General features: G+C 66.6%; 17 protein-coding genes and 4 tRNA genes. 14 read left to right on the plus strand and 7 right to left on the minus strand.

The window, feature by feature from the left end; translation table 11 throughout:
- Positions 1 to 31: 31 nt before the first annotated feature.
- The 6 genes from HHL28_RS06145 to HHL28_RS06170 form a co-directional block, all read right to left on the minus strand.
- Positions 32 to 1,126: a branched-chain amino acid ABC transporter substrate-binding protein gene (locus HHL28_RS06145; RefSeq protein ID WP_075769367.1), complete on the minus strand. Its 1,095-nt coding sequence runs from the start codon at positions 1,124 to 1,126 to the stop codon at positions 32 to 34.
- A 188-nt stretch (positions 1,127 to 1,314) separates the two neighbouring features.
- Positions 1,315 to 2,427: a branched-chain amino acid ABC transporter substrate-binding protein gene (locus HHL28_RS06150; protein ID WP_075769368.1), complete on the minus strand. Its 1,113-nt coding sequence runs from the start codon at positions 2,425 to 2,427 to the stop codon at positions 1,315 to 1,317.
- Between the two features lie 106 nt (positions 2,428 to 2,533).
- Positions 2,534 to 3,235 (minus strand): CDP-alcohol phosphatidyltransferase family protein, encoded by a 702-nt coding sequence (locus HHL28_RS06155; RefSeq protein ID WP_075769369.1) that lies wholly within the window; start codon positions 3,233 to 3,235, stop codon positions 2,534 to 2,536.
- 6 nt (positions 3,236 to 3,241) lie between these two features.
- Positions 3,242 to 3,478 (minus strand): hypothetical protein, encoded by a 237-nt coding sequence (locus tag HHL28_RS06160; protein ID WP_075769370.1) that lies wholly within the window; start codon positions 3,476 to 3,478, stop codon positions 3,242 to 3,244.
- Positions 3,479 to 3,634: 156 nt separating this feature from the next.
- On the minus strand, positions 3,635 to 5,044 hold the full coding sequence (gene glnA, locus HHL28_RS06165; protein WP_075769371.1) for a type I glutamate--ammonia ligase: 1,410 nt from the start codon (positions 5,042 to 5,044) through the stop codon (positions 3,635 to 3,637).
- Between the two features lie 90 nt (positions 5,045 to 5,134).
- Positions 5,135 to 5,473: a P-II family nitrogen regulator gene (locus HHL28_RS06170; RefSeq protein ID WP_075769372.1), complete on the minus strand. Its 339-nt coding sequence runs from the start codon at positions 5,471 to 5,473 to the stop codon at positions 5,135 to 5,137.
- A 345-nt stretch (positions 5,474 to 5,818) separates the two neighbouring features.
- Here HHL28_RS06170 and HHL28_RS06175 point away from each other — a divergent pair.
- The 12 genes from HHL28_RS06175 to HHL28_RS06230 all read left to right on the plus strand — a co-directional run bounded on the left by HHL28_RS06175 (position 5,819) and on the right by HHL28_RS06230 (position 19,145).
- A tRNA-His gene (locus HHL28_RS06175) sits at positions 5,819 to 5,894 on the plus strand.
- Positions 5,895 to 6,028: 134 nt separating this feature from the next.
- Entirely contained in the window at positions 6,029 to 7,510 is a 1,482-nt protein-coding gene (locus tag HHL28_RS06180) for a bifunctional ADP-dependent NAD(P)H-hydrate dehydratase/NAD(P)H-hydrate epimerase (RefSeq protein ID WP_075769373.1), read from the plus strand.
- A gap of 48 nt (positions 7,511 to 7,558) precedes the next feature.
- Positions 7,559 to 9,007 (plus strand): malonyl-CoA decarboxylase, encoded by a 1,449-nt coding sequence (locus HHL28_RS06185; protein WP_075769374.1) that lies wholly within the window; start codon positions 7,559 to 7,561, stop codon positions 9,005 to 9,007.
- 160 nt (positions 9,008 to 9,167) lie between these two features.
- Positions 9,168 to 9,347 (plus strand): hypothetical protein, encoded by a 180-nt coding sequence (locus HHL28_RS06190; RefSeq protein ID WP_075769375.1) that lies wholly within the window; start codon positions 9,168 to 9,170, stop codon positions 9,345 to 9,347.
- Positions 9,348 to 9,545: 198 nt separating this feature from the next.
- Positions 9,546 to 11,912 carry a 1-deoxy-D-xylulose-5-phosphate synthase N-terminal domain-containing protein gene (locus HHL28_RS06195; RefSeq protein ID WP_075769376.1) on the plus strand — a complete coding sequence of 789 codons (2,367 nt, stop codon included), beginning with the start codon at positions 9,546 to 9,548 and terminating at the stop codon, positions 11,910 to 11,912.
- 94 nt (positions 11,913 to 12,006) lie between these two features.
- A tRNA-Leu gene (locus tag HHL28_RS06200) sits at positions 12,007 to 12,091 on the plus strand.
- 105 nt (positions 12,092 to 12,196) lie between these two features.
- Entirely contained in the window at positions 12,197 to 13,543 is a 1,347-nt protein-coding gene (tig, locus tag HHL28_RS06205) for a trigger factor (RefSeq protein ID WP_075769377.1), read from the plus strand.
- Between the two features lie 95 nt (positions 13,544 to 13,638).
- Positions 13,639 to 14,265 carry an ATP-dependent Clp endopeptidase proteolytic subunit ClpP gene (gene clpP, locus HHL28_RS06210; protein ID WP_075769378.1) on the plus strand — a complete coding sequence of 209 codons (627 nt, stop codon included), beginning with the start codon at positions 13,639 to 13,641 and terminating at the stop codon, positions 14,263 to 14,265.
- A 284-nt stretch (positions 14,266 to 14,549) separates the two neighbouring features.
- The gene (gene clpX / locus HHL28_RS06215; RefSeq protein ID WP_075769379.1) at positions 14,550 to 15,812 is read left to right on the plus strand and encodes an ATP-dependent Clp protease ATP-binding subunit ClpX; all 1,263 of its coding nucleotides are present in this window, start codon (positions 14,550 to 14,552) and stop codon (positions 15,810 to 15,812) included.
- Positions 15,813 to 16,101: 289 nt separating this feature from the next.
- Positions 16,102 to 18,510, plus strand: a complete 2,409-nt coding sequence (gene lon, locus HHL28_RS06220; protein WP_075769380.1) for an endopeptidase La — start codon at positions 16,102 to 16,104, stop codon at positions 18,508 to 18,510.
- A gap of 150 nt (positions 18,511 to 18,660) precedes the next feature.
- Entirely contained in the window at positions 18,661 to 18,933 is a 273-nt protein-coding gene (locus tag HHL28_RS06225; protein WP_075769381.1) for an HU family DNA-binding protein, read from the plus strand.
- A 137-nt stretch (positions 18,934 to 19,070) separates the two neighbouring features.
- Positions 19,071 to 19,145, plus strand: a tRNA-Val gene (locus HHL28_RS06230).
- A 16-nt stretch (positions 19,146 to 19,161) separates the two neighbouring features.
- Here the strand turns inward: HHL28_RS06230 and HHL28_RS06235 are convergent.
- Complete coding sequence (locus HHL28_RS06235) at positions 19,162 to 19,809, minus strand: O-methyltransferase (protein WP_169654870.1); 648 nt, start codon at positions 19,807 to 19,809, stop codon at positions 19,162 to 19,164.
- A 180-nt stretch (positions 19,810 to 19,989) separates the two neighbouring features.
- Here HHL28_RS06235 and HHL28_RS06240 point away from each other — a divergent pair, with 180 nt between their 5' ends.
- Positions 19,990 to 20,217, plus strand: coding sequence for a hypothetical protein (locus tag HHL28_RS06240; protein ID WP_075769479.1), 228 nt, complete (start codon positions 19,990 to 19,992; stop codon positions 20,215 to 20,217).
- Between the two features lie 114 nt (positions 20,218 to 20,331).
- Positions 20,332 to 20,408, plus strand: a tRNA-Asp gene (locus tag HHL28_RS06245).
- Positions 20,409 to 20,640 lie beyond the last annotated feature (232 nt).

Here is a 20,640-nt window from a genome sequence, read left to right on the forward strand (position 1 = left end):
GGGCCGCTGCAAAGAAGGGGGTGGGGTCCCCCTATTTCTGGGCGATCGGCGCGAATTTGCCGTCGGACCAGCGGTACAGGACATAATCCGTGTCAGTCCGGTCGCCCTTCTTGTCGAAGGACAGGGCGCCGATGGCCGTGTCGTACTTGCCCTCACGCATCGCCTTGGCGACCTTGGGGCCGTCCAGGGACTTGGCCTTCTCCGCGGCCGTGGCCCAGGCCTGCACGGCGGCATAGGCATAGAGGGTATAGGCGTCCGGCTCCTGGCCCTTGGCGCGGAATCGGGCGATCACCTCCTGCGCCGCGGGCTGGCTGCGGGCGTCGGCGCTGAAGGTCATCATGGCGCCCTCGCCGGCCTTGCCCGCCAGGGTCCAGAACTCGTTGGAGGCAAGGGTGTCGCCGGAGAGGAAGGCGGCAGTCACGCCGGCCTCCCGCATCTGGCGAACGAACACGCCAGCGTCCGCGTAATAGCCACCGAAGTACAAGGCATCCACATTCTCCGCCTTCAGGCGGGTCACCAGGGCGGAGAAGTCCCGCTCACCGCCGGTGATGGCGGTGTACAGCACTTCCTTCAGGCCCTTGGCGTTCATGGCTGCCTTGGTGGCATCCGCCAGGCCCTTGCCGTAGGTGGTCTGGTCCTGCACCAGGGCCACCCGCTTGCCGGCGAAGTTCTCCACCAACCATTGGGCGGCGATGGGGCCCTGCTGGTCATCGCGGCCGCAGGTGCGGAACACCAGGTCGCTGCCGCTGTCCGTCAGTTCCGGCGCGGTGGCGGTGGGGGTGATCATGATGATCCCCTCATCACCATAGACCTGGGATGCCGGGATGCTGGTGCCGGACTGGAGATGGCCGACCACCATCCTCGCCCCCTGCGTAGCCAGCTTGTTGGCGACGGCGACGGCCTGGGTCGGCACACCGGCATCGTCATGGACGGCCACGGTGATCTTCTGCCCCAGCACGCCACCCGCGGCGTTAAGGTCCGCCGCGGCCTGCTCCGTCCCGCGCCGCAGCTGCTCCCCCACTGCGGCGAGGGGGCCGGTCAGGGGGCCGGCGGAGCCGATGACGATCTCGGCATGGGCGGAGGACACGGCCAGGGCCATGGCCGCGGCGGCAAGCAGGGTGCGCATTCTGTTCCTGATCCGAGTTGGTGACTATTTCCCCTCTCCCTGGGGAGAGGGTGGACCGGCCGCAAGGCCGGGACGGGTGAGGGAGGTGGGAGCAGCAAAACGGGTGGGGTTACCGTCCGTCCCGACGCCCACCTCCCTCATCCGGCGCTGACGCGCCACCTTCTCCCCAGGGAGAAGGCAATCAGTCGTCAGCCCTGGCCCGGGACCGGCTTGTAGCTGCCGTTGGACCATTTGTAGACGATGTAGTCGGTCTTCTTACGGTCGCCCTTGGCATCAAAGGACAGCGGGCCGATGACGGTGCTGTACTCCCCGTCGCGCAGGGCCTTGGCGACCTTCGCGGCGTCGGTGCTCTTGGCCTTTTCCGCCGCCTGGGCCCAGGCCTGGACCGCGGCGTAGGTGTAGAGGGTGTAGGCCTCCGGCTCGAAGTTCTTGGCGCGGAAGCGCTTCACCACCTCCGCCGCCTCCGGCTTGTCGCGGTTCTCCGCGCCGAAGGTGACCAGGGCGCCCTCCGCCGTGTTGCCGGCGATGTTCCAGAACTCCTGGTTCACGGTGCCGTCGCCGGAGATGAACTGCGCCTTCAGCCCCGCCTCCGCCATCTGGCGGACCAGAAGCCCACCCTCCGTGTGCAGGCCGCCGAAATAGACCACCTGGATGCCGGCGTTCTTCATCTTGGTGATCAGGGCGGACATGTCGCGGTCGCCCACGGTCACCGCGTCATACATGGCCTCCTTCACCCCGGCTTTGTTCATGGCCGCCTTGGTGGCATCCGCCAGACCCTTGCCATAGGTGGTCTGGTCGTGGATGACGGCGACCTTGTCGGCCTTGTGGTTCTTGGCGATCCAAGCGGCGGCCACGTCGCCCTGCTGGTCGTCGCGGCCGCAGGTGCGGAACACCGTGTCCAGCCCCTGCTCGGTCAGTTGCGGGTTGGTGGAGGCCGGGCTGATCATGATGATCCCCTCGTCGGCATAGACCTTCGAGGAGGGGATGGAGACCGCGGAGTTGAAGTTTCCGAACACCGCCACGGCCCCGGCGGTGGCCATCTTGTTGGCGACGGCAACGCCTTGGCTGGGGTTGGAGGCGTCGTCCTCATTCACCAGGCGCAGCTTTTCCCCCAGCACGCCGCCCTTGGCGTTCAGGTCGGCCACGGCCATGTCGGCGCCGTTGCGCATCTGGATGCCGAACACGGTGTTGGGGCCGGTCAGCGGGCCGGCCATCCCGACCACGATCTCGGCCTGGGCCGGGGAAATCGCCACGAGGGCAACCGTCGCCAGCATGGCGAGGAGCGACGTCTTTTTCTTCATCGCGCACCATCTCCCTTGGAAAGCTCTCCGTGTGGGGGAGGCTAACATAGGGATCGGGTTGGAAACATGGCGAGTTGGCCCTTGTCGCCGCGTGGGTATTGCCCCGTCAGTCCCGGCGGAGCGAGCGCCACAGCCCCAACCCGCCGAACCATGCCGTCGCTGCCAGCCAGAGCGCCAACGCCCAGACAGGGCGTTCCGGATGGGCGGCCACCAGCACCACCATCGTGACCGCCCAGGTGGCCGTGGCGGCCAGGGTCAAGGGCCGGAACTCCACGACGCGGAAGGGGTGGACGAACTTGGCCGGGATGAAGGTGAGGGCGACCAGGGCCAGGACGGCGGCGGCGTTCACCCAGGCGCTAGGGGCCAACAGCCAGAGATACAGGATTGCCGCGTTCCACACGGCAGGGAAGCCGACGAAGTAGTTGTCGCCGCTCTTCATGTCCGCCTTGGCGAAGAGGTGCAGGGAGGACAGAAGCACCAGGATGCAGAGCGGCAGGGTCAGTGGCTCTGGCAGCAGGCCGAATCGCCAGAGGAACAGGACCGGGACGAAGACATAGGTCAGGTAGTCGACGATCAGGTCCAAGGCCGCCCCGTCGAACAGGGGCACCCGCTCCTTGACATGGAACGCCCGGGCGAGGGGGCCATCGATCCCGTCCACCACCAGGGCGATGCCGAGCCAGAGCCACGCCATCTTCGCCTCACCCGCCACCACGGCCAGGGTGGCCAGCAGGGCCCAGACGGCGCCGGTGGCCGTCAGCAGGTGGACGACCCAGGCGGTCCAGGGGAAGGGTGGTCGCGGTCCCGGCATGGGCTGCTAACGCAGCAGGGTGCAGGTGCGGTCCTGGCAGCGGACCAGCACGAACACGTCCTTTTGCCCGGTGCAGGCGATCTTGAAGACCGTCGTCGCCTGCCGGCCGGTGACGCGCTTCACCGGCTCCACTTTGCCAGGGGTGCAATTGCCGGTCCGCGCCGCCTCCCGCGCCTCCGCCTGCTGGGCGTGGGCGGGCAGAGGAGCGAGCAGGAGCAGCGATAGAACAAGGATGTAGCGCATCAGCTTGGCGTGATTCGGGATATCATCTGAGCATAGCTGAACCTTGTGTCACAGTGAGGGAAAAGCGCGTGCTAACACCTCGCTTGGCTCTGGAGACGCAAAAAGGGCCGCCCGTCGCCGGGCGGCCCTCCTGGTCCTGTCCCTCGGGAGAGGGGATCAGACGCTGTAGTACATCTTGTACTCGATGGGGTGCGGGCTGGTCTCGAAGGCCAGGACCTCTTCCATCTTCAGGTCGATGTAGCTGCTGATCATGTCTTCCGTGAACACGTCGCCCTTCTTCAGGAACTCGTTGTCCGCGGCCAGGTTCTCCATCGCCTCCCGCAGCGAGCGGCAGACGGTCGGAACCTCCTTCAGCTCCTCCGGCGGCAGGTCGTACAGGTTCTTGTCCATGGCGTCGCCGGGGTGGATCTTGTTCTGAATGCCATCCAGGCCGGCCATGAGCATGGCCGCGAAGGCCAGGTAGGGGTTCGCCGCCGGGTCGGGGAACCGCACCTCGACGCGCTTGCCCTTGGGGCTGTTGACGTAGGGGATGCGGCAGGAGGCGGAGCGGTTGCGGCTGGAGTAGGCCAGCAGCACCGGGGCCTCATAGCCCGGGACCAGGCGCTTGTAGCTGTTGGTCGTCGGGTTGGTGAAGGCGTTCAGGGCGCGGGCATGCTTGATGATGCCGCCGATGTAGTACAGCGCCGTGTCGGACAGGTCGGCATAGCCGTTGCCCGCGAACAGGGGCTTGCCGTCCTTCCAGATGGACTGGTGGCAGTGCATGCCCGAGCCGTTGTCGCCGAACACCGGCTTCGGCATGAAGGTCGCGGTCTTGCCGTAGGACGCGGCGACGTTGTGCACCACGTACTTAAACAGCTGCATGCCGTCGGCCATCTTCACCAGCGTGCCGAACTTCACGCCCAGCTCATGCTGGGAAGCCGCCACCTCATGGTGGTGCTTCTCGATCTCGACGCCCATGTCGCCGAGGACGGTCAGCATCTCGGCGCGCAGGTCCTGGGCGCTGTCCACCGGGGCCACGGGGAAGTAGCCGCCCTTCACCGCCGGGCGGTGGGCGAGGTTGCCGCCCTCATAGTTCTTGCTGGAGGTATAGGGACCCTCCTCGCTGTCGAACTCGTACATGACCTTGTTCATCGACACTTCGAACTTCACGTCGTCGAAGACGAAGAACTCGGCCTCGGGGCCGAAATAGGCCACGTCGCCGATGCCGGCGGAGGCCATGTACTTCTCGGCGGCCTTGGCGATGGAGCGCGGGTCACGCTTGTAGGGCTGGCCGGTGGAGGGCTCGTACACGTCGCAGAAGACGGTGAGCAGCGGCTGGGCCGCGAACGGGTCCATGACCGCGGTGGAGGCGTCCGGCATCAGGATCATGTCGGACTCGTTGATCGCCTTCCAGCCGGCGATGGAGGAGCCGTCGAACATGATGCCGTCGGCGAACATCTCCTCGTTCACCGTGCAGATGTGCTGGGCGGTATGCTGCAGCTTGCCCTTCGGGTCGGTGAACCGGAAGTCGACGTACTTCACGTCGTGTTCCTTGATCAGGTCGAAGACCTTGCTGATGTCCGACATTGCCTCGAGTTCCGTTGTTTAGGGTTTGTCGCTGGTGGTTGCCGGCCCCAGGGATTGCGGGGCCGGGTGCTGGAAACTTGTCTCCGCCCGTCAGATGGCGTCGCCGCCGCGCTCACCGGTGCGGATGCGGATAACTTCTTCCACAGGCGTTACGAAGATCTTGCCGTCGCCGATGCGGCCGGTGTGGGCGGCCTGCTGGATGGCTTCGATGGCGCGGTCCACGAGGGCGTCGTCCATGACGATCTCGATCTTCACCTTGGGCAGGAAGTCGACCACGTATTCCGCGCCGCGATACAGCTCCGTATGGCCCTTCTGGCGGCCGAAGCCCTTGGCCTCGGTCACGGTGATGCCCTTGATGCCGACTTCGTGCAGGGCTTCCTTCACCTCGTCGAGCTTGAAGGGCTTAATGATCGCTTCGACCTTTTTCATCAGCTATCGCAGCTCCTGTCTCGTCGCCGGCTTCGGCTGACCCTTTGCCCGGGGTTCCCCGGCGCCGGCCCCAGTGAAGCATGTGGCGTGCCAGTTTGGATTAACCGAAAGGACGGGGATTCCGGCCGGTCTTGAGTTCAAATCTGCACGAAAAATGTGCAATGGTCTGCCTGAATCTTGCCCTTGCTGTTCAAACAGGTGGCAGACGTGACCGTTGTGCGGTTCGCGCCGCCGGAATGTCGCCTGTTCCTTGGGCGAAGGGCAGGGCTGTGCGAAATGCCTCCAGAAAGTTTGACGAAGGGCTTGACGGCAGGGGCGGGCTGGGGCATACAGCGGCTCCCTGTGGCGGTCGTAGCTCAGCTGGTAGAGCCCTCGGTTGTGGTCCGAGTTGTCGTGGGTTCGAGTCCCATCGATCGCCCCAGTCTTCCTTCTCACATCGCCTGGTGTAAAGCGGTCGTGGCCCGGTCTGGGCTGCGGCGCTTTTGCTTGCCCGATGGCAGCCGCTGGTGTCCCCTTGGCAAGGGATGATGACACAGGCAGGCGCCAGGGTGCGGCATGGCTGACGAAATCCTGAGCATCGCGCAGATGTACGCGGCCGACCGGGCCGCAATGGCGGCAGGCGTTGCCGGCACGACCTTGATGGAGAATGCGGGGCGCGCGGTGGCCGGGGCCATCCAGTCCCGCTGGGAGCCGTGCCCCGTCAGCATCCTCTGCGGCCCCGGGAACAATGGCGGCGATGGATTCGTGGTTGCCCGCCACCTGGCCGAAGCCGGATGGCCGGTCAGGCTTGGCCTGCTGGGCGACGCCGCCGCCCTGGGAGGAGACGCCGGCTGGGCTGCGTCAACCTGGTCGGGCCCTGTCGAGCGGGCTGGTCCCGAGCTGTTGGACGGGGCGGGGTTGGTGGTGGATGCCCTGTATGGCGCCGGGCTGGGCCGCCCGCTGGACGGCGCGTCGCTGGAACTTGCGCGCGCCATGGCCGACCGCGGCATCCCTGTGGTGGCGGTGGACGTGCCCAGCGGGCTGAATGGGGATACGGGTGCGGTGATGGGCGGGGCCGCCCAGGCAGACCTGACCGTCACCTTCTTTCGCAAGAAGCCGGGCCACCTGCTGCTTCCCGGCAGGGCCTTGTGCGGCACGGTGCTGGTGGCCGACATCGGGATCCCTGAGTCGGTGCTTGAGGGGCTGGGTACAAGGCTTTGGGAAAACACCGAAAGGTTATGGGTGGCCCGCTATCCCTGGCCGCGGCTGGATGGGCACAAGTACAGCCGTGGCCATGCCCTGGTCCTGGGCGGAAGGGTCATGACCGGGGCCGCGCGGCTGGCGGCGCGGGCGGCCCTGCGGGTCGGGGCTGGGCTGGTAACCATCGCCGCGGACCCGGAGGCCTGGATGGTCTACAGCCTTTCCATGCCCAGCGTGATCGTGCAGCCGGTGCCGGACGGCCAGGCCTTCCAGGACCTGCTGGCCGACAGGCGGCGGAATGCGGTGCTCATCGGCCCTGGGGCCGGCGCCTCGGCGGAGCTGAGGGGGCAGGTGCGGGCGGCCGTGGATGCCGGCAAGGCGGGGGTCCTGGATGCCGACGTATTTGGCGCTTTTTCCGAGGACCTGAAGGGGTTGGCCGCGGGTCTTGAGTCGCGGTGGCTGCTCACGCCCCATGGCGGGGAGTTCGCACGGCTGTTCGGCGACATTCCCGGCAGCAAGCTGGACCAAGCCCGACGCGCGGCGGCCCTGGCCGGGACGCCCGTATTGCTGAAGGGGGCCGACACGGTGGTCGCCCATCCGGACGGCAGGGCCGTGGTCAACTCCAACGCCCCGCCCGACCTTGCCACGGCAGGGAGCGGCGACACCCTGGCAGGGCTCGCGGTCGGGCTGATCGCCCAAGGCGTGGATGCCTTCGATGCCGGTTGCATGGCGGCGTGGCTGCATGGCGAACTGGGGACGGCCGTGGGGCCTGGCCTGATCGCGGAAGACTTGGCCGAGGCGCTGCCCGGCGTGCTGCGCCGGTTGAAGGCGACCTTGCCTGATCAAAGGGGGCAGTAACGTATCTGTCCCTTGCGGCCGTCCTCTTGCCCGCCGAGATTCGTTGCCATGAGTGACATCAAGACCCGAGAACCCGCCGCCGACGCGGTTCCCGCCACCCAAGCCGGGCTGCTGGACCGCACCCTGGGCAACCTGCGCAGCGTCTGGCGCGACATCGCCGGCTCCGCCATCACTGTCGTGGGTACCATTCGTAGCGCCACCGGCCGGACGGAGGAGGAACGGTGGCGCAGCCAGATCCGTGACTGCCTGGAAGGCAAGGGCGGGGAGGTTTCGGCCCGCGCCCGTGCCGCCGACCTGGGGCGCACCTATCTGGCCCTGGAACCAGAGGGGCGCCGCAGCTTCCTGCGTCTTCTGGCGGAATTCGACGTGGACCGCGCCGCCGTGGACCGGGCCATCGACATCTTCCACAGGGCCGCCGACCCGGTGGCCCGCGGCGAGGCCGAGCGCACCCTGCGCCGGGCGCTGGAGCCGGGTCGGATGCAATTGCTGACCCAATTCAACACCTTGCCGGAGGGCGTGAAGTTCCTGGTTGAGATGCGGGCGGAGCTTTTGGAGCTGGCCCGGCAGGACCGGCACTATGTCGCCCTGGAAGCGGACTTGAAGGACCTGCTGCGCGGCTGGTTCGACGTGGGGTTCCTGGAGCTGCGCCGCATCACCTGGGACAGCCCGGCCAGCCTGCTGGAGAAGCTGATCCGGTATGAGGCGGTGCATGCCATCCGGGGCTGGCAGGACCTCAAGGACCGGCTGGACAGCGACCGGCGCTGCTTCGGCTTTTTCCATCCGCGGATGCCGGACGAACCGCTGATCTTCGTGGAGGTGGCCCTGGTCCAGGGCATGTCGGACAGCGTTCAGGCCCTGCTCGACCCGGACGCCCCCGCCAGCGATCCGCAGGAGGCGGACACGGCCATCTTCTATTCCATCTCCAACGCCCAGAAGGGGCTGGCGGGGATTAGCTTCGGCAACTTCCTGATCAAGCGCGTGGTGGACCTGCTGAAGGGCGAGTTCGGGAACCTGAAACAATTCGCCACCCTGTCGCCCATCCCGGGCTTCCGCCGCTGGCTGGAGGCGGAGGTGGCGCAGAAGGGCGACCAGCTCTTGGCACCACCGGAGTTCCAGCAGCTCCACGAGCTAGTTCCGGACCGGGAACAGCCCCTGCTGGCCGAGGCGCTTGCCCGGGCCCGGGGGGAGGTGGAAGGGGTCCTGGAAGCGGCGTTGCAGCCCGTGCTCATGCGGCTTGCCGCAAGCTACCTGTTGTCTGCCCGGAACGGTCGGCGTGCGGCCGACCCGGTCGCACATTTCCACCTGACCAACGGGGCGCGGGTGGAGCGGCTGAACTGGGCTGCGGATACCTCTCCCAAAGGCTGGAAAGAGTCCTTCGGGCTCATGGTGAACTACGCCTATCGCCTGTCGAACATTGATGCCAACCACGAGGCATATCGGGGTGATGGGAAGGTGGTCGCATCAACTGCCATGAAGTCCTTGGCAAAGTCCTCCTAATGAATTAACCTGTTCATAACAAGCGAGGCCTATCCCTTGGGGAGGTCCGTACCCTGAATGGGGCGGATTTGGGAATGGGGGCTTTACGATGGGCGTGTCGTTTTTCAAGCGAACCAAGATTGAGGAGCCGCCGGTACCTGGTTCCCGGTACCGGCGTGTGATGACCGGCGGCGTGGTGGAGACGGCAGAGGTCCTCTCCATTTTCCATGCCGGGATCCCGGTGCCGCATGTGCGGTTCCTGGTGCGGAACGAGGTGACGGACAGCGCCCTGACGGGCAGCCTGCGCACCTTGTCGGTGGAAAGTTTCCAGCGGCTATTCGACCAGCGCGTCGCCGGCTGAGGCGGCCCACCACGGCAGGACGCTTGTCCTTCCCCGATGTTGTTGCCTGCGCGGAAGGCGGGCCGCCCATGCGGCGGTTCCGCCTGTCCCCGTTACGTCCTATATAGGGGCCGCTCAGGCCCCGTTCAGAAGGGCCGGGCCGTGGCGCCCTTGTCCGGGGGTGCCCGTGAGGACCGCCCCAAGGAAGAAGCGCCGCCCATGCCCGACACCTCAGCCTCGCCCCGCATCCTGACGGGTGGCCCCGACATCGACCGCCGCCTGCGCCTGCTGCGGGCGCTGGAGCGCAAGGTGCTGTGGCTCAGCACCTGGATGATCCACAATGCCAACCACATCCGCCCGTCCCGCGACGGGCTGAAGGTGGGCGGTCACCAGGCGTCCAGCGCCAGCCTCGCCACCATCATGACGGCGCTGTACTTCGACGTGCTGCGGCCGCAGGACCGGGTGGCTGTGAAACCCCATGCCAGCCCCGTCTTCCATGCCATCCAATACCTGATGGGACGGCAGACCCGGGACAAGTTGGAGAAGTTCCGTGGCCTGGGCGGCGCGCAAAGCTATCCTAGCCGTACCAAGGACACGGCCGACGTGGATTTCTCCACCGGCTCCGTCGGCCTGGGCGTGGCCATCACCGCCTTCGCCTCCATGGTCCAGGACTATGTCCGGCTGAAGGGCATGACCGAGCAGCCGGAAGGCCGCATGGTCGCCCTGGTCGGCGATGCCGAGTTGGATGAGGGCAACGTCTTCGAAGCCATGCTGGAAGGCTGGAAGCACGACCTGCGGAACACTTGGTGGATCATCGACTACAACCGCCAGAGCCTCGATTCCGTCGTCTCCGACAAGCTGTGGGTCCCTATCGAGGGGATGTTCCGGTCCCTGGGCTGGAACGTGCAGATCCTGAAATACGGCAAGAAGCTGGAAGCCGCCTTTCGCCAGCCGGGCGGCGACGCCCTGCGCCACTGGATCGACAATTGCCCGAACCAGCTCTACTCCGCCCTGACCTTCAAGGGCGGGGCGGCGTGGCGGGAGATCCTGCGCCGTGACCTGGGCGACACGGCGGGCATGCGGGCCATGCTGGACGACCATGACGACGCCATGCTGGGCGCGCTCATGACCAACCTGGCCGGCCATGACCTGGAAACGATCCTGGAGACCTTCCACGGCACCGCCAACGGGGTGAACGCGGAGCAGCCCGCCTGCTTCATCGCCTACACGGTCAAGGGCATGGGCTTGCCGTTCCAGGGGCACAAGGACAACCATGCCGGCCTGATGAACCCGGACCAGATCGCCGCCTTCAAGGCCCAGTGCGGGCTGAAGGACGGGGAGGAGTGGGAGGCCTTCGCCGGGCTGGATGTGGATCTGGAGGAACTGCGGCGCTTCCTGACCGACGAGGTGCCCTTCACCCAAGGGCCCGGCCGTCGCTTCAAGGCCGCCACCGTGGCGGTGCCGGAGAACCTGGACGTGGCGCTTTCGGAGCGCATGTCCACGCAGGAGGGCTTCGGCAAGATCCTTGGTGAGTTGGCGAAGCAGGACACGGACCTGGCCGCCCGGATTGTCACCACGTCCCCGGATGTGACCGTCTCCACCAATCTGGGCGCCTGGGTGAACCGGCGGGGCCTGTTCGACCGGTCCCTGCGGGAGGACACCTTCAAGGAGCAGAAGGTCGTCTCCGCCCAGCGCTGGCACGGCAGCCCGGAGGGCCAGCACCTGGAGCTGGGCATCGCCGAGCACAACCTGTTCCTGATGCTGGGCGCCCTGGGCCTCAGCCATGACCTGTTCGGCACCCGGCTGCTGCCCATCGGCACGTTGTACGACCCGTTCGTGAAGCGCGGCCTGGACGCGCTGAACTATGCCCTCTACCAGGACGCCCGCTTCATGGTGGTGGCGACCCCGTCGGGTGTCACCCTGGCGCCGGAAGGCGGTGCCCACCAGTCCATCGCCACGCCGCTGATCGGCATCGGCCTGCCCAAGCTGGCCAGCTTCGAGCCGGCCTATGTGGACGAGCTGGCGGCCATCCTGCGCTGGGGGTTCGAACACATGCAGGCACCGGACGGCGGCAGCCTGTACCTGCGCCTGTCCACCCGCTCCATCGAGCAGCCGAGGCGCCCTTTGGATACAAGGGCGGTGATCGACGGCGGCTATTGGCTGAAGCCGCCGGCCCCCGGCACGGACCTGGTCATCGCCTATTCCGGTGCGCTGGCGCCGGAGGCCATCGAGGCCCATGCCCAATTGCTGGACGACGTCCCCGGCGCCGGCCTGCTGGCCGTCACCTCCGCCGACCGGTTGCACCAGGGCTGGTCCGCGGCCCGCAAGGCGCGGCAGGAGGGGAAGGCGGCCGAGAGCCATGTGGAGCGGCTGCTGGGTGGGCTGGGCCCCGATGCCCGGCTGGTGACCATCATCGACGGGCACCCGTCCGCCCTGTCCTGGCTGGGCGCCGTGAAGGGCCACAAGGTGGCGGCGCTGGGGGTGGAGACCTTCGGCCAGAGCGCCGACCTGCCCGACCTCTACCGCGTCATGGGGCTGGACGCCGACGCCATCCTGGACGCGGCAGCCCGGGTGCTGCTGGAGTAAGGCGAACATCGCCGCGACATGAACCCTTGGCGGGGCGGTTGTGCCTTGCTATAGGGTGCGCTCCCGCGGGCGGGCCTCTGGCGCGCACGCCGGGGCGGGCGTGGCGGAATTGGTAGACGCGCTGGATTTAGGTTCCAGTGTCGAGAGACGTGGGGGTTCGAGTCCCTTCGCCCGCACCATGAGTTTTGACCGCAACCCACCGCGAGGGGAAACCGCCCCTGGCGGGAGCCGACCGGCCGGACCCCGGCCCCAGGCGAACCAGAACAAGACAGGCACTTCGTCCCATGCAGATCACCGAGACCAGCGCCGACGGCCTCCGCCGCGAATACAAGGTCACCGTCCCCGCCGCTGACATCCAGAACCGCGTCACGGCCAAGCTGACGGAGATCGGCAAGTCCGTGCGGATGCCCGGCTTCCGTCCCGGCAAGGTGCCGATGCCGCTGCTGAAGCAGCGCTATGGCCAGTCCGTGATGGGCGAGGTGCTGGAGGGGGCCGTCAACGACAGCACCGCCAAGGCCGTGGAGCAGAACAACCTGCGCCCGGCCCTGCAGCCGAAGGTGGAGATCATCAACTTCGCCGATGGCCAGGACCTGGAGTTCGCCGTCAACGTCGAGCTGCTGCCGGAGTTCGAGCCTGCCGACCTGTCCGCCGTGGAGCTGGACAAGCCGGTGGTCGAGGTGACCGACGCCATGGTGGACGAGGCGCTGGGCCGTCTTTCCAAGGGCCGCCGCACCACCGTGAAGGTGGAGGAGGAGCGCCCGGCCGCCAGCGGCGACATCCTGCTGATCGATTTCGACGGCTCCGTGGACGGTGAGCGCCGCCCGGGCATGAAGGGCGAGGGCTATGAGCTGGAGCTTGGCTCCGGCACCTTCATCCCCGGCTTCGAGGACCAGCTGGTCGGCGCCAAGCCCGGCGAGCACAAGACCGTCACCGTCACCTTCCCGGCCGAGTACCATGCCGCCGAGCTGGCCGGCAAGGAGGCCGTGTTCGAGGTGGACGTGAAGGAGTTGCGCCAGGGCCAGGACGCCGTCCTGGATGACGAGTTGGCCAAGTCCTTCGGCTTCGACACGCTGGACGCCCTGAAGGACGCCATCCGTGAGCGCATGGCCGCCGATTACGGCAATACTTCCCGCCTGCGCGCCAAGCGGGCCCTCCTGGACAAGTTGGCCGAGCTGCACGATTTCGAGGTCCCCGCCGGCATGGTGGACATCGAGTTCAACCAGATCTGGGAGCGCCTGCAGCAGGAGCTGAAGGCAGGCGGCGGCGACGCCGAGGACAAGGAGAAGGACGAGGAGGCCCTGAAAGCGGAGTACCGCGCCATCGCCGTGCGCCGCGTCCGTTTGGGCCTGCTCCTTTCCGAGATCGGCCGTCGCAACAATATAACGGTCACCCGTGAGGAGCTTAACCGCGCGGTCATCGAGGAGGTGCGACGTTACCCTGGCCAGGAGCAGCAGGTCTTCGAGTTCTTCAAGAAGAACCCGCAGGCCGCCGAGGGGCTGCGGGCGCCCATCTACGAGGACAAGGTGGTCGACTTCATCCTGGGAACGGTTAAGGTCACCGAGAAGCCCGTGTCGGTCGAGGAGCTGATGCGGGAGCCGGAAGAGGACGAGGGCGTCGCCGCGGCTGCTTGAGCCCGGCGCGCCGACAGGGGAGGGGCCGTGGCGCCCCTCCCGGTTGACACGGAACGCACGGGGCCATCCCCGTCGCAGGGAGCAGAGCAGGTATCATGATCGAGCCGCAGATGAACGCGCTGGTTCCCATGGTGGTCGAGCAGACCAACCGCGGCGAGCGGGCCTACGACATCTATTCCCGCCTCCTGAAGGAGCGGATCATCTTCCTTGTCGGCGGCGTCAACGACGCGGTGGCCAGCCTGGTCTGCGCCCAGCTGCTGTTCCTGGAGGCGGAGAACCCCAGCAAGGAAATCTCCTTTTACATCAACTCGCCCGGCGGCTACGTCACGGCCGGCCTGGCGATTTATGACACCATGCAGTACATCCGCAGCCCGGTGGCCACCATCTGCGTGGGCCAGGCGGCCAGCATGGGCGCGCTGCTGCTGGCGGGCGGCGCCGCGGGCCGGCGCTTCTCCCTGCCCAACAGCCGGATCATGATCCACCAGCCCTCCGGCGGCGCCCAGGGCCAGGCGGCGGACATCGAGATCCAGGCGCAGGAGATCCTGCGCATGCGGCACCGCCTGAACGAGATCTTCCATGAGCACACGAAGCAGCCCATGGACGTGATCGAGAAGGCCGTTGAGCGCGACAAGTTCATGAGCGCGGAGGAGGCGAAAGCCTTCGGCCTGATCGACGAGGTGTTCCATCATCGCCCCGGCGGCGTGACGTCGCAGGCGGCTTGATCAGCGGGGTGCCGGTTCCACTGTGACAGTTGTTGGCGCGATGGGACCGGCTCCGCGAACAATTTATTGATCGCCGCGCTTTCCGTGGTGTTGAATGGGCCGGTAGGGCGAAGTGCCCGGCAGGCCCCCACGGTTCCTGGTTGGGGTGGCCCCTTGGTCCGGTGGGTCCGGGCCGGCGGGACACCCGAATGTAGGACACCCGGCGGGTGTCCGGGCGCACGGTACGGGGCGGCAGGCCGAGCCGCCCCCGGATCCGTAGCCACCCGGTGATGTACGGAGCACAAATGACCAAGTCGACCGGCGGCGACTCGAAGAACACGCTCTACTGCTCTTTCTGTGGGAAGAGCCAGCACGAGGTGCGCAAGCTCATTGCCGGCCCCACCGTGTTCATCTGCGATGAATGCGTCGAGCTGTGCATGGACATCATCCGCGAGGAGAACAAGACCACGCTGGTGAAGTCCCGGGATGGCGTGCCCACCCCGCGCGACATCTGCTCCGTCCTGGACGATTACGTCATCGGGCAGGAGCATGCGAAGCGCGTGCTGTCCGTGGCCGTGCACAACCACTACAAACGCCTGGCCCACGGGGCCAAGCACAACGATGTCGAACTGGCCAAGTCCAACATCCTGCTGGTCGGTCCCACCGGCTCGGGCAAGACGTTGCTGGCGCAGACGCTGGCCCGCATCATCGACGTGCCCTTCACCATGGCCGATGCCACCACCCTGACGGAGGCTGGCTATGTGGGTGAGGACGTCGAGAACATCATCCTGAAGCTGTTGCAGGCCGCCGACTACAATGTCGAGCGCGCGCAGCGCGGCATCGTCTACATCGACGAGGTCGACAAGATCAGCCGCAAGTCCGACAACCCGTCCATCACCCGGGACGTGTCGGGCGAAGGCGTGCAGCAGGCCCTGCTGAAGATCATGGAAGGCACCGTCGCCTCCGTGCCGCCGCAGGGCGGGCGCAAGCACCCGCAGCAGGAGTTCCTGCAGGTCGACACCACCAATATCCTCTTCATCTGCGGCGGCGCCTTCGCCGGGCTGGAGCGGATCATCGGCGCCCGCGGCAAGGGTACCAGCATCGGCTTCGGCGCCGACGTCCGGGCACCAGAGGAGCGCCGCACCGGCGACATCCTGCGGGAGGTGGAACCTGAGGACCTGCTGAAGTTCGGTCTGATCCCGGAGTTCGTGGGCCGCCTGCCCGTGGTGGCCACGCTCCACGACCTGGATGAGGCCGCGCTGATCGAGATCCTGACCCGTCCGAAGAATGCCCTGGTCAAGCAGTACCAGCGCCTGTTCGAGATGGAGGACGTGAAGCTGGCGGTCCACGAGGAGGCGCTGAAGTCCATCGCCAACAAGGCGATCCAGCGCAAGACCGGTGCCCGCGGCCTCCGCTCCATCATGGAGTCGATCCTGCTGGAGCCGATGTTCGACCTGCCCGGCCTGACGGGCGTGGAAGAGATCGTGATCAACAAGGAAGTGGTGGATGGCCGCGCACGGCCCCTCTACATCTACTCCGACCGGCGGGAGACGGGATCGGGCGCCTGACCCGACCTGCCGACCGTATACCGGACCAAGTCAGCCGGACCTGTCCCCTGGGCAGGTCCGGTTTTCTTTTGTGGCTCCATTTTTGGCGTACGCGGTCCTTCGCCTTGCCCGCGTCCTATGCTCCCGATCCCTGCAAGGGACAACAATGTCCCGGCCCTTGAAGGGGGGGTATGGGTGTGCCACGTTACCCCCATGGCCGTCGCCGGCCGGACATGCGCCCAGCCGGGGCATGCCGGCGGTCCGGGCCCCAGGGGGGCTGACGGCGCACTTTGACCAGAAGGCGTTCCCTATGCTCGACCTCCCCCGTGGTGTCCTCTATCCGGTCCTGCCGTTGAGGGACATCGTCGTCTTCCCGCACATGATCGTCCCGCTGTTCGTCGGCCGCGAGAAGTCGGTCAAGGCGCTCGAGGACGTCATGAAGGATGACAAGCAGATCCTGCTGGTCACCCAGAAGAACGCCGGCCAGGACGACCCCACGCCTGCGGACATCTACACCGTCGGCACGGTCGGTACGGTCCTGCAACTGCTGAAGCTGCCCGACGGCACCGTGAAGGTGCTGGTCGAGGGCGGCAAGCGCGCGGTCATCAACAAGTTCACCGAGAATGACGAGTTCTTCCAGGCCTATGCCGAGCTGATCGACGAGAAGGCCGGCGAGCCGCAGGAGCTGGAGGCGCTGAGCCGCGCCGCCGTGTCCCAGTTCGAGCAGTACATCAAGCTGAACAAGAAGATCCCGCCGGAGGTCCTGGTCTCCATCAACCAGATCGACGATGCCGGCAAGCTGGCCGACACCATCGCCTCCCACCTCCAGCTCAAGATCCCGGAGAAGCAGCAGCTCCTGGAGACGCCCACCATCTCTGAGCGGCTGGAGCGGGTCTATGCCTTCATGGAGGGCGAGATCGGCGTGCTGCAGGTGGAGAAGCGCATCCGGAACCGCGTCAAGCGGCAGATGGAGAAGACTCAGCGCGAGTACTACCTGAACGAGCAGCTCAAGGCCATCCAGAAGGAGTTGGGCGAGACTGAGGACGGCAAGGACGAGGTCGCCGAAATCGAGGAGCGGATCAACAAGACCAAGCTGTCCAAGGAGGCCCGTGAAAAGGCCCTGGGCGAGGTCAAGAAGCTCCGCACCATGAGCCCGATGAGCGCCGAGGCCACGGTGGTGCGCAACTACCTGGACTGGATGCTGTCAATCCCCTGGAAGAAGCGCACCAAGGTCAAGAAGGACATCAAGGGTGCCGAGGCCATCCTGAACGCCGACCATTTCGGCCTGGAGAAGGTCAAGGAGCGCATCCTCGAGTACCTGGCCGTGCAGCAGCGCATGGACAAGGTGAAAGGGCCGATCCTCTGCCTGGTGGGCCCGCCCGGCGTGGGCAAGACGTCGCTCGGCAAGTCCATTGCCAAGGCGACCGGCCGCAACTTCGTCCGCATGTCCCTGGGCGGCGTGCGGGATGAGGCGGAGGTGCGCGGCCACCGCCGGACCTACATCGGCTCCATGCCCGGCAAGGTCATCCAGGGCATGAAGAAGGCCAAGTCGTCCAACCCGCTGTTCCTGATGGACGAGATCGACAAGCTGGGCGCCGACTGGCGCGGCGACCCGTCCTCGGCCCTTCTGGAAGTGCTCGACCCGGAGCAGAACAGCACCTTCAGCGACCATTACCTGGAGGTCGACTACGACCTGTCCGACGTGATGTTCGTCTGCACGGCCAACACCCTGCGCATGCCCCAGCCGCTGCTGGACCGCATGGAGGTGATCCGGCTGGCCGGCTACACGGAGGATGAGAAGGTCGAGATCTCCCGCCGGCACCTGATCGACAAGCAGGTGAAGGATCACGGGCTGAAGCCGGAGGAGTTCGCCATCTCCGACGACGCCCTGCGGGACCTGATCCGCTACTACACGCGGGAGGCGGGTGTCCGCAACCTGGAGCGTGAGATCGCTAACCTCGCCCGGAAGGTGATCAAGGAGATCCTGATGAAGGGTCTCGACAAGGTCGCCATCACCCGCAAGAACCTGGAGAAGTACGCGGGCGTCCGCCGCTACCGCTACGGCGAGGCGGAGCTGGAGGATCTGGTCGGCATCACCACGGGCCTCGCCTGGACCGAGGTGGGCGGCGAGTTGCTGTCCATCGAGGCCGTGATGCTGCGCGGCAAGGGCCGGGTGGTCACAACCGGCAAGCTGGGCGACGTGATGAAGGAATCGGTGCAGGCGGCGGAGAGTTATGTCCGTTCCCGTGCCACGACCTTCGGCATCAAGCCGACATTGTTCGAGAAGCGGGACATCCACGTCCACGTGCCGGAGGGGGCGACCCCGAAGGATGGCCCGTCCGCAGGCGTGGCCATGATCACATCCATCGTCTCGGTGCTTACCGGCATCCCCGTCCGGAAGGACGTGGCCATGACCGGCGAGATCACCCTGCGCGGCCGCGTGCTGCCCATCGGCGGCTTGAAGGAAAAGCTGCTGGCGGCCCTGCGCGGCGGCATCAAGCGGGTTCTGATCCCCGGGGACAACGAGAAGGACTTGGCCGACATCCCCGACAATGTGAAGAAGGGGATGACCATCATCCCCGTCACCACGGTGGACGAGGTGATCGCCAACGCCCTGACCCAGGTGCCGGTCCCTATCGACTGGACCGAGCCGGAGGAAGTGCCCGCAGTGCCCGCAAAAGCTGGGGATGAGGACCGTGAGGGCGTGATTCGTCATTGAAGACGGCTGCGAAATCGTGTGAATTGGAACCCGTTCGCCCCCTCGATTTTGCGCCATCCACGGCGCTTTGGGGGCGGCGGGAACCCAATCAAGACGTGCCCGGAACCACGGGCGTCGCAACCGAATCTCTCATGACGAGGGGGGCCTTCAGTGAATAAGAACGATCTCGTTGCCGCGGTCGCCGAGGCGGCTGGCCTGTCTAAGGCGGACGCCAACAAGGCGGTCGATGCGGTGTTCGATGGGATCACCGGTGCCCTGCAGAAGGGTGACGAGGTGCGGCTGGTGGGCTTTGGCACCTTCGGCGTCGCCGAGCGCGCCGCCTCCGAGGGCCGGAACCCGCGCACCGGTGAGAAGATCACCATCGCGGCGAGCAAGCAGCCGAAGTTCAAGCCCGGCAAGGGCCTGAAAGACGCGCTGAACTGAGCGATTCCCGGAGTCTTGTCGACGCCGGGATGAGGAAGCGGGCCAGTTTAGGCCCGCTTTTTCTTTTTTCGGGATGACGGGAGCCCCGTGACAGTTGACGTCGGCCCCGGCCTTCATTAGGCAGTGCGGCATCCGGCGGGCGGTTAGCTCAGGGGTAGAGCATCGGTTTTACACACCGTTGGTCGGGGGTTCAAATCCCTCACCGCCCACCAGCCTTCCAGGATCCCCTCAGCCGATCAGCTTGCGCAGGTGCTGGCCCAGGGTCTTACGGCGCTTGATCTTCTGCTTGGACGCCCGGTTGCGCCGCCAGTCCTCAATGAAGGTGGCCGCGTGCTCCGCCGGAATCCCGAAGACGACATCGAATCCGGTGCAGGCATAGCGCCGCTTGTCCGCTTGGAGCGCCTTGTAAAGAGTCACGATGTCGGGCCACTGGGCGGGATCGTGGGGCACATGGGGAGGCGCCAGGAAGCAGCGGGCGTCGTCCACCAGCACCACATGGGGCAGGGGGGAGGCGTTGATGATCGCCAACTCCTCCAGCACGGGGCACTCGTCCCCCTCGCCGGCGGTGTCGAGCGCGCTCCAATGGGCATCCAGCCAGAACAGGGCAGGGGATGTGAGGGTCGGCACAAGGTCCGACAACACCGTCCGCGTGTCGCCCAGCCGGAAATCGATGTTGGCCGTCCCCGCATGGCGTTCCTTCGCCTGCCGGTGCAACGCGGGCTGGGCTTCTATGGTGGTCACCTGCCCGAACAGGCCGGCGGCCCAGGCGGCGGTGTCGCCGTGGTAGGTGCCCGTCTCGACGAAATGCCCCAGGCCGAAGGTCCGGCGCATCCAGTCCACATGGTCCCGCGGGACGCCCTCGTTGAAGATGCCCATGACGCCTACCTTCTGTGCCCCGCCGAACAAGCCGGCCTCTGCCCCCGGCATACGGAGGCCGTCGAGGATTGTCCAGACGGGTTCCCCCGTTCGGATCAAATCCGCTTACCACCCGGCCGCGCGCCGCGGTAGAGTGGGGCGGCCCGGAACGCGCGCGGGTGAGCATTGGCGGAGGACGGTGTGGACGCGGACAACGACCGGCGGCTGGGGGACCGAATCCTGCATTCCCTGGACCTCGCGGTCCACCAAGGACACCTGGAGATCGCCGAGCAGCTCTGGCGTGCCCTGGAACTGACCCTGACCCAGTTCGGCGGGCCGGGGGCGTTGGAGCGGCGCGAACCGCCCAGCCGCCTCGACCTCGTGTATGACGCGCTGGAGGCGCTGCGGGCGCGCGACCGGGCGGCCTGAGGAGGGCGGCTATTTCGTTAAGCAGGCGCTTTCCTGTTTGACAAAGGGGGAAGGGGCCCCTATACACCCGCCCACCCCGACGGCGCCGTCCGGTGCCGCCCCCGGGGATGCAACGCGGGTGTAGCTCAGTTGGTTAGAGCGCCGGCCTGTCACGCCGGAGGCCGCGGGTTCAAGTCCCGTCACTCGCGCCATTCCCCATCCGGATTCCAATCCGACGGGGCTCTGGGTCGGAAGCCGACCCGCGGCAAAGTCCGCAAACCCGCCCTGGTGGCACTCTTCGCGACCGCGTCAAGATGTCCCTCCCGCGCCTGCGTAGGCGGATAAGGGAACGAACCTTCCCACCTTCATTAAACCTCGGAAAGCCCTGCGGAATTCGCCGCGCGGCTATCCTCCTGCACTGCCACGAATAGGGCGTAATTTGCT

Source organism: Aerophototrophica crusticola (assembly GCF_012913305.1).
Classification (GTDB): domain Bacteria; phylum Pseudomonadota; class Alphaproteobacteria; order Azospirillales; family Azospirillaceae; genus Niveispirillum; species Niveispirillum crusticola.